At 40.6% G+C, this 13,939-nt stretch carries 14 protein-coding genes and 1 pseudogene; 2 read left to right on the plus strand and 13 right to left on the minus strand.

Annotated features, from left to right (window positions below; all coding sequences use genetic code 11):
• Positions 1 to 4 precede the first annotated feature (4 nt).
• Positions 5 to 790: a serine hydrolase gene (locus tag AC3WLU_RS12280; protein ID WP_492597320.1), complete on the minus strand. Its 786-nt coding sequence runs from the start codon at positions 788 to 790 to the stop codon at positions 5 to 7.
• A 389-nt stretch (positions 791 to 1,179) separates the two neighbouring features.
• Between AC3WLU_RS12280 and AC3WLU_RS12285 the strand changes: the two are divergent.
• Positions 1,180 to 1,371: pseudogene (locus AC3WLU_RS12285) on the plus strand (transposase); the annotation flags it as partial.
• Positions 1,372 to 1,436: 65 nt separating this feature from the next.
• Here the strand turns inward: AC3WLU_RS12285 and AC3WLU_RS12290 are convergent.
• Positions 1,437 to 1,604, minus strand: a complete 168-nt coding sequence (locus tag AC3WLU_RS12290; protein WP_065311211.1) for a YezD family protein — start codon at positions 1,602 to 1,604, stop codon at positions 1,437 to 1,439.
• 522 nt (positions 1,605 to 2,126) lie between these two features.
• Between AC3WLU_RS12290 and AC3WLU_RS12295 the strand changes: the two genes are divergently transcribed.
• Complete coding sequence (locus AC3WLU_RS12295) at positions 2,127 to 3,515, plus strand: amino acid permease (RefSeq protein WP_034314319.1); 1,389 nt, start codon at positions 2,127 to 2,129, stop codon at positions 3,513 to 3,515.
• 39 nt (positions 3,516 to 3,554) lie between these two features.
• Here AC3WLU_RS12295 and AC3WLU_RS12300 read toward each other — a convergent pair whose 3' ends face one another.
• From AC3WLU_RS12300 to kynA, 11 genes are all read right to left on the minus strand, one after another.
• The gene (locus AC3WLU_RS12300) at positions 3,555 to 4,529 is read right to left on the minus strand and encodes an aldose 1-epimerase (protein ID WP_492597321.1); all 975 of its coding nucleotides are present in this window, start codon (positions 4,527 to 4,529) and stop codon (positions 3,555 to 3,557) included.
• Between the two features lie 238 nt (positions 4,530 to 4,767).
• Positions 4,768 to 5,067, minus strand: coding sequence for a YxcD family protein (locus AC3WLU_RS12305; protein WP_034314323.1), 300 nt, complete (start codon positions 5,065 to 5,067; stop codon positions 4,768 to 4,770).
• Positions 5,055 to 5,489 (minus strand): hypothetical protein, encoded by a 435-nt coding sequence (locus AC3WLU_RS12310; protein WP_063577813.1) that lies wholly within the window; start codon positions 5,487 to 5,489, stop codon positions 5,055 to 5,057. Before AC3WLU_RS12310 ends, AC3WLU_RS12305 begins: the two co-directional genes overlap by 13 nt.
• 197 nt (positions 5,490 to 5,686) lie before the next feature.
• Positions 5,687 to 7,072 carry a C40 family peptidase gene (locus AC3WLU_RS12315; protein WP_492597322.1) on the minus strand — a complete coding sequence of 462 codons (1,386 nt, stop codon included), beginning with the start codon at positions 7,070 to 7,072 and terminating at the stop codon, positions 5,687 to 5,689.
• Between the two features lie 519 nt (positions 7,073 to 7,591).
• Positions 7,592 to 8,656: a sulfate/molybdate ABC transporter ATP-binding protein gene (locus AC3WLU_RS12320; RefSeq protein WP_063577011.1), complete on the minus strand. Its 1,065-nt coding sequence runs from the start codon at positions 8,654 to 8,656 to the stop codon at positions 7,592 to 7,594.
• A 10-nt stretch (positions 8,657 to 8,666) separates the two neighbouring features.
• Positions 8,667 to 9,551, minus strand: a complete 885-nt coding sequence (gene cysW, locus AC3WLU_RS12325; RefSeq protein WP_095390066.1) for a sulfate ABC transporter permease subunit CysW — start codon at positions 9,549 to 9,551, stop codon at positions 8,667 to 8,669.
• Between the two features lie 10 nt (positions 9,552 to 9,561).
• A complete protein-coding gene (gene cysT / locus AC3WLU_RS12330; RefSeq protein WP_492597323.1) occupies positions 9,562 to 10,401 on the minus strand; it encodes a sulfate ABC transporter permease subunit CysT in 840 nt (279 codons plus the stop codon).
• Positions 10,402 to 10,470: 69 nt separating this feature from the next.
• Entirely contained in the window at positions 10,471 to 11,502 is a 1,032-nt protein-coding gene (locus AC3WLU_RS12335) for a sulfate ABC transporter substrate-binding protein (RefSeq protein ID WP_492597324.1), read from the minus strand.
• Positions 11,503 to 11,768: 266 nt separating this feature from the next.
• Positions 11,769 to 12,422, minus strand: a complete 654-nt coding sequence (nadD, locus tag AC3WLU_RS12340; protein WP_057278937.1) for a nicotinate (nicotinamide) nucleotide adenylyltransferase — start codon at positions 12,420 to 12,422, stop codon at positions 11,769 to 11,771.
• Positions 12,423 to 12,438: 16 nt separating this feature from the next.
• Positions 12,439 to 13,065, minus strand: a complete 627-nt coding sequence (gene kynB, locus AC3WLU_RS12345) for an arylformamidase (protein ID WP_492597325.1) — start codon at positions 13,063 to 13,065, stop codon at positions 12,439 to 12,441.
• Between the two features lie 13 nt (positions 13,066 to 13,078).
• Entirely contained in the window at positions 13,079 to 13,924 is an 846-nt protein-coding gene (gene kynA, locus AC3WLU_RS12350; protein ID WP_413002135.1) for a tryptophan 2,3-dioxygenase, read from the minus strand.
• Positions 13,925 to 13,939 lie beyond the last annotated feature (15 nt).

Raw genomic sequence — 13,939 nt, forward strand, 5'->3', positions numbered from 1 at the left:
CAGTTTATTCTGCGACCATATCATCATATATCAATTTTCCAATTTTACTGATTACTTGACGGCTTTCTTCCTCTGATTTCATATCTTCAGTAAGAACTGTAGCATAAACAGTTTGTGTTTCTGACCGAATGATTGCACAATCATGGGCAACTCCCCGAATTCCGCCCGTTTTGCTTGCGACCTTGACTCCTCTGCCCATCAGAGATGGAAGTTTATCCCTTAATTGCTGATTGTCAAATACATGCAATATTTTTTCCCGGCTTTCTTTCGTTAAAAAGTTGCCTGTATGTATCGCCTTTAAGCAGGTAATCGTATCTTCTGCCGAAATGGTATTGTCGCGCCCTTCTTTTAATGCCTTAAAATCCTGCATTTTCCGTTCAAGGACAGTATTTTTCAAACCAAGTTCCTTGATGCATTGATTGATTTCTTCAAAGCCCAACAGGTTCATCATCATATTCGTGGATGTATTGTCGGAAACAGTTATCATCAATGTCAGTAAATCCTCTACGGTCAAAAATACCTTATTCGATAAGACATGCAGGACCCCAGATCCCCCAGTCACTTCACTAGGCGGGATGGTCACTGGTTGGTTCAAATAGATTTTCTTTTGTTCACTTTGACGATAACCTTCGATGATCATTGGTATTTTGATCAAACTCGCTGATTGAAAGGATTCATTCTCGTGATATCCAATCGTGTCCCCAAGACCATTTTCAATTTTATATGCGATTCTCCCATTAAATGTTTCAACTAATGCCAAGATATCATGTTCTATAGTTTGTAAGGTCATCTACTCCCTGTTCCTCCCTTAGATATCATTTAAACCCCTATAAAAAACTCCCTTATACCCTAACTTATTCTACCATGTTAAAAGCAGTACAATCTTATTAGAAATTCCAAATTGAATAAATTTTTGTATAAAAAAATAGCCTTCATATTTGAAGTCTACAGTTTTTTTGCTTGTACAAATTTGGACGTTGATTGGAACATAGGCACTCGCTTTCCGCGGACGGTCCGCCCTCGGCGCACTTGCGCCTGTGGGGTCTCCCTTGGACTCGCTATTCCCGCAGGAGTCTCGCACACCCGCTCCAGTCAACTATTAAAAATTTAGATAGAACTCCTTTTGCCTACAATCTTTTTTGTTTTAAAATAAATTTATTAAAACTTGAGGTGATGAGGATGCTTTCGAAACATCATTCTATTCAACGAGATCAACTTGAATTGATTACTTTAGATCAACTGGTGCAGGCGAACCATTTGGTTCGTAAAATGCAGGCTTCCATTGACTTCACTTTCATTTATGATTTGGTGAAAGATATGTATTCGAAGGTAGGAAGCCCAAGTATTGATCCAGTTATTTTAGTTAAACTGATTCCGAACCCCATAAGTCTACAAACAGGAGCCTTCATATTGAAGGCTCCCTTAATACCTGTCATTCATCTAGCTTTAACGGCACGGCCCTTCACTAATGGGAATCGTTTCTTCTCGGTGGTATCCACTTGAGTGATTTCACCATCATGTACGGTAATTAAAACCGATCCATATTGCAGATCCTCCAAGCTTGAAATGATATGCCTGATTTTCAATTCTTCTTTCTTTTCCATAATATCTCCCCTTCACTACTGGTAATAAAGCTTCGTTTTCACCTAATGTAAAAAAGGTTCGCACGACAAGCACATGTGCGCTTCCCACTTTCAATGTTTTCTTGGGAACTTGGTTTACCTATCATATCCTCATCACTTAACTTTCCGTATAAGAATAACCAGTTAATAGGAACTCCATATTCCCTCCCTTCCCTATAAAAAATAAAAGGCACCCGCCATCTAACAGATTAGATGTAAGGGTGCCTTTAGTTGACTAATCGGCAATATTCGGGAATGGCAAATGATATAGAAAAATACGATTTAATGTGGCAAACCACATTATTCTTACCAACTAACTTGGTATTAACTACTATAATCCAATTTTATCCTTTTGTCAATCCTGTGTTTAAATTTTCTGATTAGTCCGCCTTTTACATTTTACTTATTTACCACTTTACCAAACTAAACTATTTGAGATATACTATTTTAGTATAAGTTGTCGGTATAAACACACACTTTGTATATAAGAAAGGTTCGATATAAATGGTAAATAAAAAATGGGGTTTATTGATTTTGACCACTTTCGTAATTGGAAATATGGTCGGCGGCGGAATTTTCATGCTCCCTGCTCAATTAGCACAGGTATCCAGTCCGTTAGGGTCCACATTGGCATGGATCGTTACTGGACTAGGAGTTTTTCTAATAGCTTTGGTGTTTGGTAACCTGGCAGTCCGGAAACCTGATTTGAAGGCTGGACCTCAAAGTTATGCTCAGTCTTTATTTAAATCTCCTGTTAAAGGAAGGGTTTCAGGGTATAGCATGGCTTGGGGGTATTGGGCTGCGAATTGGGCTGCGACAGCTTCTGTCATCATTTCATTTGCTGGTTACCTTTCAACGTTTTTCCCTGTGATGCATAGTCCAAAAGTGATTTATACAGCGGGTTCGTTTCAACTTGAACTAGGTAAAGCATTAACGTTTGCGGTATGTTCCGTTGCCCTTTGGGGGATTCAGGCAATCTTGGTAAGAAGTTTTAACAGTGCCGGGAAAATGAATCTTTTTGCTACAGTTACCAAAGTGCTTGGATTCTTATTTTTCATCATTATCACGATATTCATCTTCGATACTTCCAATCTAGGAAACGGAGCTGAATTTTATGATAAGGCGGGAACTGCAATCTCCCTAGGTGATCAAGTGAACGCTGCTGCCATTTCAACATTATGGGCCTTCATCGGTATCGAAGCTGCCGTCATGCTTTCAAACCGTGCCAAGTCACAAAATGATGTAAAGAAAGCGACGATTCTTGGTTTACTAATCGCTGTTGCCATTTATATCGGCATTACTTTATTGACGATGGGTGCCATATCACAAGACGAGTTGAAAATATCACAAAAACCGCTTGTTGACGCACTACAAGCAGTAGTTGGTTCAAGCGGCACGTATATAATGGCTGCTCTAGCCGTCATTTCCTTATTGGGATCGACGATCGGTTGGATTGTCGTTGCCTCGGAAGTTCCTTACCAGGCAGCGAAATCGGATTTGTTCCCGGCCTATTTTGCGAAAGCAAACAAAAATGGCACACCTGTCCGTTCTATGACAATAACAAATATCATGACACAGATATTCTTATTCTCCACTATTTCAGGTACGATTTTGGAGGCTTATAAATTTTCGATGATCGTCGCTACACTCGCTTACTTGATCCCGTACCTTGCATCCGTTCTGTATCAATTGAAACTTGTGATGACCGGGGAAACCTATGACATCATGAAAGGCTCAAGGGTACGTGATGGCATTATTACAATCTTGGCGTTAATCTACTCGATCTGGGTCATCAAGACAGGTACAGCGGATATGAATACATTCATACTAGGCATTGCCTTATATGTATTCGGAATCATCCTATACCCACTCTGGATGAGAAAAAAAGCATAACCTTAAACACCTAGGCATTTTTAAATGCCTAGGTGTTTTTTATATATCTTTCACAATCAATCTGGTTTTCAGCTGTACCGTTTCCCCTGAGCATAACTCCCTCAATCCAGTCAATTTTGCAGGCAAATCCAAATTAGGAGCATTCGTTACCCAAGTATATGGTTCAGGACAGACGAACCCTTCCTGATTGAACAATACCCAAAACTTAAAATGTTGATCGCCTTGATAGATGACTTGTATGCCAGCCTCTTGATCAGTGAGAATGCACTCGTTTTCCGGATTTCTTTCCTTATCATAGCCAAATAAGTCATCAAATTGCCGGCCGTCCAAGCTAATACCGTTTTGGATTTCCAATGTATTGGCCGTTTCACGAATTGCACCTGTGGGCAATGATCTTTCATTCAACTCCCAATGTTTATTGACGGGAAGAGATATTCTGCAATCCTCCCATTTACTCACTGGTCCAAATGGAAAATTGAATACAGTATGATAACCTGCTCCCCACGGAAATGGTTCAATGCCCTTGTTGGTGATTTCCAATTGTATTTCCAATGTTTCATCCCTTAAAGATAAAGACATATTCACAGTGATATCTTGTGGAAAGCTACCTTTCAGATCAAAATCACTGCTTGAGAATTCAGTATTAATCACGATTTCTTTCCCGTTCACTTCCTTTTTGCGGACTTTCCACGGCATGTCATGCAAAAACCCATGAATATGATTGGATTTTTCTATTTCATTGATTGGAAACTTATACGAAGTCCCCTTATATGTAAATTGACCATCTTCTATTCGATTAGGAGGAAACAGGATTGGCATTCCGTATAAAATGGAAGCTTTTTTATACTCCTCCACACTATCCGGAGTTCGCAGCAACTCAATATCCTTATGCTTGTATTTCAATGAAAGCAGATTGCTTCCTAAAGATGGTACAAGGATCGCTTCCACTTTTTCATTGCCGAACTTTATGGCCTTTTCATTTAAAAAAGTGATATCTTCTATATACCCTTTCACTTTTTCTCCTCCTTTGACTTGAACATATATCCATCCTACTTCCACGGACCATTTATTGCAACAAATGGAAAATATATTTCGTCCTTACTCTTTCTAAGTTTGAAATAGTATGTATAATCGAGGATTTTGCTTAATTTACTTTGCTATTTTTCTATTTTCTTTTTATCCTTTTCCTTCTCCCTGACGACTTGTAGCTTTTTAAATAAAAAAAGGATGCCGTTACGGCATCCTTTTTTACTCATCTATTACTTTCACTTACCAAAGCCACTATACCTTCATCATCATCCAAAACAAGTTCAATACCTGAGTATGGATCTTTATTCATATATTCATCCAGCCATAGACGAAGCGCTTCTATCAAGTTGATGGTGATTAACACTTGTTTCCGGCCATCGACAAACGCTTCCGCCGAAAAGCCATAATCATCATCATACATTAATTCCACTTCCACCTCATTAGGTTGTACCTGCTTTTTACGGGCAATGTAAACACAAACCGCATTGATGATATCTTGTTCGGAAATCTTTAGCCTCTCCATGGGTTTGGATCTTCTTTCTTCTTCTTATCTTTGAAATATGTGAATATTTTACGGATTACAACGATTAATACTACAACCGCCATCACGTTGATTAATAGACCAAGTATAGAACCAAGGGCTCCCATATTGGCAAATAGGCTACCAAAAAGTAAACCTGCCAATCCTCCTAGCATAAGTCCTTTCATTAAGCCGCCTTTTGCGAATGTGTTTCCACTCTTGGCTTTATTGGCAGTAGTGGCATCGGATTTCTTCGTTTGTTTATTTTGGAAATTCGAATTATTATTGTTGTTGCTGTTAAAGCTTCTTTTTCCGGACTTGTAACCCCTTGCATCGACTGACTCCGTATGATCCTGGAATACATAAGTGCCGACTGGCGAGAATGCTAGTGTAATTGTAAGTAATGCAGCCATAAATTTTTTCATCATGTTTTTTGCCTCCGTTTAATAGTATGGAATGTTGTTTCATTATATCTTTACCCAGATTACTGAAAGTCCACATCACCTATCCTTATTTTATCTTATAGTATTTACGTTGAATATCAAAATAAGTTTCATTTTTTTTGACTTTTTTTCAAAAAAAATAAGCAGGGGCATTTTCTCCCCTGCTTATTTTTGAACTATTAGTTTACACGAACGACACGGCCGTTGTATACACCTGCCCAATATCCACTATCCATATTGGCAATCGCAACACCTGTTGAACTTTGGGAACCGATAAACTTGCCGCCGCCGACATAAATTCCGACATGCCCATCCGTTTTATAGGTATTGAAAAATACTAAATCTCCAGGTTGTTTTTGACTATCAGATACTTGACGTCCCGCATTTTTCAATGCATCCGTACTGGCTGGAAGGTTCACACCAGCTTGTTTATAAGCCCATGCAACGAATGCTGAGCAATCGAAAAGACCGTTAGCAATATCGGATGCCGATCTTCCGCCACCAAATTTATATGTGGAGTTACCGATATATTTATAACCTGCAGTAATGGCAGAGCCTGTATTTGCACTGCTTGGCTTGCTAGATGTTACGGTTTTACTGGCTGCAGGCTTACTAGCTACCGCAGGTTTATCAGAACTGTTTTTAGATGAATTTGAAGATGATTCAGCTTTAGAAGAACTTTTTACAGAAGCCTCTCCTTTAGACGAACTTGATGATTCTTCGCTAGAAGAACTTGAAGATCCTTCACTGGAAGCATTTGAAGAATTCACTTCTTCAGCAGCACGGTCAAGATCTGCTTTTTCCGATGCTTTACGTTCTTCCTCTTTTTTGATATTTTCACGAATGGAAGCTATTTGTGCTTCTAGACCAGCATCTTTATTCTCTAAAGATTGTTTAAGCGCTTCTGTTTCCGATTCTTTCTTTTCGATCTTAGCCTTCATGTTGACAGTTTCAGCTTTTTGATCTTCAATTTGAGATTGCATGCCTTTAAGCTCTACTTCCATATCCTTAAGGCTTTGCAATTTCTTCTCAACTGTCGCTTGTTTTTTCTCTAAGTCAGCTTTATCCGCTTCCTGCTCGCTAAGAATCTGTTGGTCAGCTTCCACGATAGTAGCTACCGCCCCAACACGATTAACGAATTCACCAAAGCTTTTAGAACCTAAAACAACTTCCAGGTACTCAACGTCCCCGCCGCTCTCTTGGAAAGAAAGTGCGCGCTCTTTCAAGACTTCCTCGCGTTTTGCGATTCTTTCTTCCAACGCTTTAATTTCTTTCTTTAAAGATTCTATGTCTTTTTCGGTGTCATTAATTTCTTGTTTAGTATCTTTGATTTTTTGGTCGTTTTCTTTCATTGCCGATTCGATCTGGGCAATTTGGGCATTCATTTTCGATTGTTCTTTTTTCAATTGCTGAATAACTTGTTCTGCCTCTGAAATATCTGATTGTATTCCAGTACGTTGCGATTGAATATCCGTGATAGATTCAGCTTTTACAGACGGTATGGCAAAAGCGCTTCCTAATCCAAGCATAATTGTCGTGTTCAATACGATAAGTTTTTTCTTCAAACTCATTTCCCCTGCTTTCCTCCCCTTGCATTTCCATCGACCCACTTCTTTTTCTCTATGAAAAATGATTAGTCAAAACAATTTGCTGGGAACTCTTCTCTATTTTTTTTACTCTTTATGTAATCTTCTAAGGTTGAGATAATATTAAATACATTTCTTAAACTCTACTATGTTTTCATCTAAGTCGTAGTATATCATCAGATTTTGTCAAATACGTAATAACAATATTACAATTATATTTCAATTTTAACATTAAACATAAAGATTCGACTTTTTCACGTGATAAAACATCCAATATCTTACATAATCACCTTCACATTTTGATGCTAGACTTTCTATCTAGTGTTTAGCACCAAGGGACCATGGACTATTGGCAGGCAAAAACTCACCACCTGTGAAGGCACGGTAGCCCTTTTGGAACAGATTTCAGCTCATTTACCAATCTTGGAGGAAGGTTTACTGACAGTCTATTAAAAAAAACCGCTTTCAGCGGTTTTTTCGTCAAAATTCGACCCACACTTAAATTCCAGCCATAAAGTCGACAAAAACTTTCAATTCTTTCGGTCGGACGAATACCCTTTCCCCTCTGCTTATTTCCAGATTCAAATATTGTTCCTTCGTCAGTTCGATTTCCAGCGGTTCGTTTGTATCCTGACGAATGACTTCTATCCGGACGATGGGGCCAATTGTATGGATGTGGTCAACTATGGATGCGATCGAATCCTTTTCCGCTGGTTCTCTTTCTATGATAAAGTTATGGGCCCTTACATAACCAGTGCCCGCTCCATCTTCACTGCCCGGGGCATTCATTTCTACATTGCCAGTAACCAATTTCCCTTTATGCACGTTGCCCTTGAATAGATTGACACTGCCTAGAAAATCATAAACAAAGGGATTTTCAGGGTGATCATATACTTCTTCCGGGGTTCCAATCTGTTCAATTTTCCCTTCATTCATGATTACGACCCGATCAGCAACATCCATCGCCTCTTCTTGATCATGAGTCACGAACACGCTCGTAACATTGAATTCATCATGAAGTCTTCTTAGCCAACGACGAAGTTCTTTGCGCACCTTGGCATCCAATGCCCCGAATGGTTCATCAAGCAAGAGGATATTCGGTTCAACGGCAAGTGCCCTTGCCAATGCGACACGCTGGCGCTGGCCGCCTGATAATTGCGATGGATAACGATCTTTATATCCTTCCAGCTTGACGAGTTGAAGCAATTCGGTAACCTTTTGTTCGATAACTTCTTTACTGGGCCTTGTTTTTCTTGGGCGAACCTTTAATCCATAGGCGATATTATCAAAAATGGTCATATTACGAAAAAGGGCATAATGCTGAAAGACGAAACCCACATTTCGATCTTTTACATGCTTATGCGTGTAATTCTCTTCATTAAAAAGGATTTTTCCGTTCTCAGCCTGTTCAAGGCCTGCGATGATACGCAGTAATGACGTTTTTCCCGATCCGGAAGGGCCAAGCAGGGCTACGAGTTCACCGCTCTTTATTTCCAGATCGATGTTTTGGAGTGCTTGATAGGACCCGTAATATTTTGTAACATTTTCAATGATGATACTCATTTCATTCCTCCTACCTTGCTTTGGTCGATTTAAAGTCCGTTTTCCATTCTATGAAGCTTTTAATGATCAACGTTATGATTGCAAAGATGGACATCAGGGATGCAACCGCAAAAGCGGCCGAAAATTGATATTCATTATATAAGATTTCAATATGAAGCGGCATCGTATTGGTCATGCCCCGTATATGGCCTGATACGACCGATACAGCTCCAAACTCCCCAATTATTCTGGCATTACAAAGGATGATTCCATATAAAAGTCCCCATTTTATATTGGGAAGCGTCACATACCAAAATGTCTTGAACCCTCCCGCACCCAGCGTGAGTGAGGCCTCTTCTTCAGACGTCCCCTGACTTTGCATGAGCGGGATCAATTCGCGCGCAATGAATGGGAAGGTAATGAAAATGGAGGCGATGACAATCCCTGGTATTGAAAAGATCACTTTAATGTCAAGTGATTGCAGCAGTGGACCAAGTGTTCCATGTAAGCCGAACAGAAGGACAAAAATCAACCCCGCAATGACCGGTGAAACGGAAAAAGGCAAATCTATCAATGTTATTAAGAAGTTTTTTCCCTTGAAATCATATTTTGTTATCGTCCACGCAGCAACCACTCCAAATATGGCATTGAGCGGCAAGGTGATGAGGACAACGATCAATGTTAACTTAATCGCAGCCACGGCATCAGGATGGGCGATGGCCGCAAAATAAGCTTCGGCACCTTTTTCAAAGGCTTTTACAAAGATTGCGATTAATGGGACTACTAAAAACAAAGTGAGAAATAGCAATACAATGGAAATGAGGATCCACTGTATGGATTTAGGCTCTTTAGTTGCGTTTCTCGTAATAATGACTGGGTGATTCGCTTTTGCAACCACTGAATGATCATGTTCCATCATATCCCCCCTACTTCCCTGAATATCTTTTGCCGGTCCACCATTGTAAGATATTGATGGTCAACAAAATTAAAAATGTAATAATGAGCATGACGGCTGCAACAGCTGTTGCACCTTCATAATCATACTGTTCAAGCTTTGTCATGATGATCAGCGGGGAAATTTCCGTTTTAAATGGCATATTTCCGGCAATGAAGACAACGGATCCATACTCTCCAAGTGCCCTCGCAAAAGAAAGGGCAAAACCCGTCAATATCGCTGGAATCAATTCCGGGAAGATGATTTTAATGAATGTCTGCATTCGATTCGCCCCTAAAGAGGCAGATGCTTCTTCCATCCCTTTTTCGATATTTTCAAGCACCGGTTGAACCATCCGCACCACGAATGGCAGACCGATAAATATAAGGGCGATGATGATCCCTGCGGGAGTGAAAGCGACTTTAAAGCTGAAAAATTGCCCGATCCATCCGTTAGGTGAATACAAGGTGGTCAACGTGATTCCTGCAACGGCAGTCGGGAGGGCAAAAGGCAAATCAACCAGTCCATCGATGATCCTTTTGCCGGGAAACTCATAACGAGTAAGCACCCAGGCAATCAATACACCAAAAACTGCGTTAACAAAGGCCGCAGTTAACGCTGTCAAGAAACTCAATTTATAAGAAGCGAGAACCCTCGGTTCAGTTATGGTCGCCCAAAAATCCGGGAACCCCATTGAAAATGTGTTTAGAAAAACCATCGATAACGGGATCAAAACGATGATGGTGAGATACAGCAGCGTAAAACCCATCGTCAATCCAAAACCGGGTATGGTCCTCTTTTTCGTCTGTTTACCTTCAGTCACTATATTCATCGCTTCGCCTCAACCCTTTTTCTGATTTATGAAGGAGAAGATGTTAAAGCCACACCTTCTCCTTCATGCTTACTGCTGTTGGTAAATCTCGTCAAATGTGCCGCCATCATTAAAATGTGTTTCCTGGGCTTTTTTCCAACCGCCAAATGTATCATCAACAGTCACCATATCGATATTGGCAAATTGGTCTCCATATTCAGCGAGGACCTTCCCATCCCTTGGACGATAGAAGTTTTTCGCGGCAATTTCCTGACCGGCATCCGTATACAGATATTTCAGGTAGGCCTCGGCCACTTCCTTTGTTCCTTTTTTCTCGACCACTTCATCGACAACAGCTACCGGTGGCTCTGCTAATATACTGATTGAAGGGTTGACGATTTCATATTTGTCATCACCAAATTCTTCCAGTGTTAAATAAGCTTCATTCTCCCAAGCGATCAGTACGTCACCGATTCCCCTTTCCACAAAAGTGGTCGTTGCACCGCGGGCCCCTGAATCCAGGACTTCAACATTCTGATAAAGTTTTTTCATGAAATCCTTCACTTTTGTTTCGTTATTATCGAAATTTTTCTCCGCATAAGCCCAGGCAGCCAGGTAATTCCACCTTGCCCCTCCGCTTGTCTTTGGGTTTGGCGTAATGACGGATACATCCTTTTTAATCAGATCATCCCAATCTTTAATGCCTTTAGGGTTATCCTTTTTCACCAAAAACACAATCGTTGATGTATATGGTGTCGAGTTCTCAGGTAAACGTTTTTGCCAATCCTTCGCTAATAGGTTACTAGCTTCATAAATGGCATCAATATCATAAGCCAATGCCAATGTAACGACATCCGCCTCCAATCCGTCAATGACAGCCCTGCCCTGTTTACCAGATCCGCCATGTGATTGTTGTATCGTTACATCCTGACCTGATTCTTCTTTCCAGTGCTTCACGAACGCTTCATTGAATTCCTGGTACAATTCCCTTGTCGGATCATATGACACATTCAAAAGCTCTACTGACTTCGATGTTCCGTCCCCTTTCGTTTTTTCCGAGTTGCATCCAGCAAGTACACCGAAGGCTAAAATCAAACTTGTCAATAACATCAACTTTTTCATGAGCTTCCCCCTCTTTTTACAGCAAAAAAGGCATTCTATTTCCCTTCAATTATTTTTCGGGAGATAGTATGCCTTCAGTTCTCTGATCAGCAATTATTTTGATTTTTGTATATCCTTACCATAAAGCAAAGTTTACCAAGTTGTCAACTAGGTATTGCATGTCCCTTTAATTAAATTCATTCACATTTTGCAGGTTGAAAAATTCCCTAAACGAAAAGGGCTCGATCCACCGGGAAATCGAGCCCTTTTTAATACTTTGCCAATAATTATGAATTTGATGATTTTTGATAAAGCTTATTTTCCACGATATACTGATAACACTGATCGGGCAGTAAATATCGTGGTTCCCCGCCCATTGCAAATTCATCCCTTATATATGTAGAACTGATTTCCATGGAAAGGCCTTTATCAATAAGGTGAAATGTATTGCCATCATCATAATTCCTTAGCAATGGACTTTTGGATATGATTTTCAGCATATCGATTCCATCCCGGGCCATGACGATGAATTTATGATTGGCAATCAATTTTTCCCTGAATTTCCATCGTAAGTGTACCGGCAGCTCCTGATTATCAATATCTTCAAGTAAATCTGCACCCATTATGAAGTAAACTTCGTCTTTTGGAAATCGAGATTTAAAATATTCCATCGTATACCAAGTATATTGTTTACTCGTTCCGGCACGTTCATTAATTTCATAATCACTGACTTCGAATATCGGGTTGCCCCCTATTGCCAGCTTGAGCATTTGCCAACGGTGTTCATTGCTTGTTTTCATCTGTTTATCGATACGGCCATTTGCGCAAGGTAAAAAAATCACCTTGTCCAGCTTAGCACGATGCGCAATGGTGGATGCTGTCCATAAATGCACATTCGTGACCGGATCGAAGGAAGATCCGTAAACTCCAATTTTGCCCATCATTTTATCCCCCTCATCAGCCTTTCTTCTTCACCACGGCCCTGACCGGGCTCCCGTCCCCTGCTTCCAATGCCAGCGGCAATGCAGCCAAATCGTACAGCCCAGGCTCCAGTCCATCAAGGACCAGCCCTTCGAGTATATGAATTTCACAGCCTGACAGTTTATTGTGGGCAGGTAATTCTTTGCTGTCGAGACAGTCGACTGAAGGTAAATCAAGCCCAAGGAGCCTAACCCCTTTATTTGCAAGGAAGGGAGCTAAATCTGGTTCAACCGGTGGAATCCATTCCGGAAAACGGCTAAGGTCCTTCCATTGACCTGTTGCCACCAACAACCGCCGGACCCCTGTCAATTCGATGCCTTCAAAAGCTTTAATGCCAATGCTTTCAGCTGCATCCACCTTTACTACGGTAGCAGTGCCAATATATAAATCAAGATCGAGTTCGATGATTTTTTTTCCATTCTCATCAAAATGATAGGGAGCATCAATATGAGTTCCTAAATGTGTACTCATCCGGATTTCCCCTACATTGACGGAAGACCCTTCAGCCATTGATGAATTCAGCCGATATGAATATTGCGTATCTCCTGGCCAATATGGCGTATTTTCATTGAGGCGCTGAGAAATATCTAACCATTGATTCATGTGTTCCCCCCCCTTACAGTTTGGTCCTTAATGTCCAAAGTTCAGGAAAAAATGGCTGTTCGACCACTTTCTTCAGATAACTTACACCGGACGATCCGCCAGTTCCCTTTTTATTGCCGATGATACGTTCTACGGTGCTCATATGATTGAATCTCCAGAATTGTTGTTGACTACCAATATCAACGAGTTTTTCGGCCAGCTCATACAAATCCCAGTAGTTATGCACATCACGGTAAACGGTCAGCCACGCGCTTTCAACACTTGCATTTTCCTGATAAATGACAGACCAGTCCCTGTTCAATACCGATTGATCAATGGGAAGTCCCCTTGCAGCCAAAGCCCCTATAGCAGCATCATAAATACTAGGTTTATTCAAGGCTGCCATCATCGACTCATAAAGCTCGGGCTGATGACGGAAAACGGCCATTATTTGCGAATTCTTTTGACCCATCGCAAATTCTATCAACCTGTTCTGAAATGATTGAAACCCTGAAGAGTTTCCTAGTTTCTCCCGGAATTCCATATAATCGGCTGGCGTCAAGGTCGAAAGCACATTCCAGGATTGAACTAGTTGCTGTTGAATTCTGGCCACTCTGGATAGCATCTTAAAGGACGGCTCCAAATGTCCTGCCACAATATGATCAGTTGCCGCAGTTAATTCATGGAGGATCAATTTCATCCATAATTCACTTGTTTGATGAATGATGATGAACAGCATTTCATCGTGATGGCCGGAAAGCCGATGCTGACTTGATAAAATTTGATTTAAATGCAGATAGTCCCCATAGGACATATCTTTTTCAAAATCAGTTACCATACTTTCTTCCAAACGATGTTCATCTCTTTGATCCTTATCCATACCATCCCTCTTTCC

It is taken from the genome of Peribacillus sp. FW305-BF15, assembly GCF_058783805.1.

What these genes read in the sequence shown, in the direction of transcription:
- AC3WLU_RS12280 (WP_492597320.1), bottom strand. Translation starts at nt 790, where the DNA reads ATGACCTTACAAACTATAGAACATGATATCTTGGCATTAGTTGAAACA.
- AC3WLU_RS12290 (WP_065311211.1), bottom strand. Translation starts at nt 1,604, where the DNA reads ATGGAAAAGAAAGAAGAATTGAAAATCAGGCATATCATTTCAAGCTTG.
- AC3WLU_RS12295 (WP_034314319.1), top strand. Translation starts at nt 2,127, where the DNA reads ATGGTAAATAAAAAATGGGGTTTATTGATTTTGACCACTTTCGTAATT.
- AC3WLU_RS12305 (WP_034314323.1), bottom strand. Translation starts at nt 5,067, where the DNA reads ATGGAGAGGCTAAAGATTTCCGAACAAGATATCATCAATGCGGTTTGT.
- AC3WLU_RS12310 (WP_063577813.1), bottom strand. Translation starts at nt 5,489, where the DNA reads ATGAAAAAATTTATGGCTGCATTACTTACAATTACACTAGCATTCTCG.
- AC3WLU_RS12320 (WP_063577011.1), bottom strand. Translation starts at nt 8,656, where the DNA reads ATGAGTATCATCATTGAAAATGTTACAAAATATTACGGGTCCTATCAA.
- cysW (WP_095390066.1), bottom strand. Translation starts at nt 9,551, where the DNA reads ATGGAACATGATCATTCAGTGGTTGCAAAAGCGAATCACCCAGTCATT.
- cysT (WP_492597323.1), bottom strand. Translation starts at nt 10,401, where the DNA reads ATGAATATAGTGACTGAAGGTAAACAGACGAAAAAGAGGACCATACCC.
- AC3WLU_RS12335 (WP_492597324.1), bottom strand. Translation starts at nt 11,502, where the DNA reads ATGAAAAAGTTGATGTTATTGACAAGTTTGATTTTAGCCTTCGGTGTA.
- nadD (WP_057278937.1), bottom strand. Translation starts at nt 12,422, where the DNA reads ATGGGCAAAATTGGAGTTTACGGATCTTCCTTCGATCCGGTCACGAAT.
- kynB (WP_492597325.1), bottom strand. Translation starts at nt 13,065, where the DNA reads ATGAATCAATGGTTAGATATTTCTCAGCGCCTCAATGAAAATACGCCA.
- kynA (WP_413002135.1), bottom strand. Translation starts at nt 13,924, where the DNA reads ATGGATAAGGATCAAAGAGATGAACATCGTTTGGAAGAAAGTATGGTA.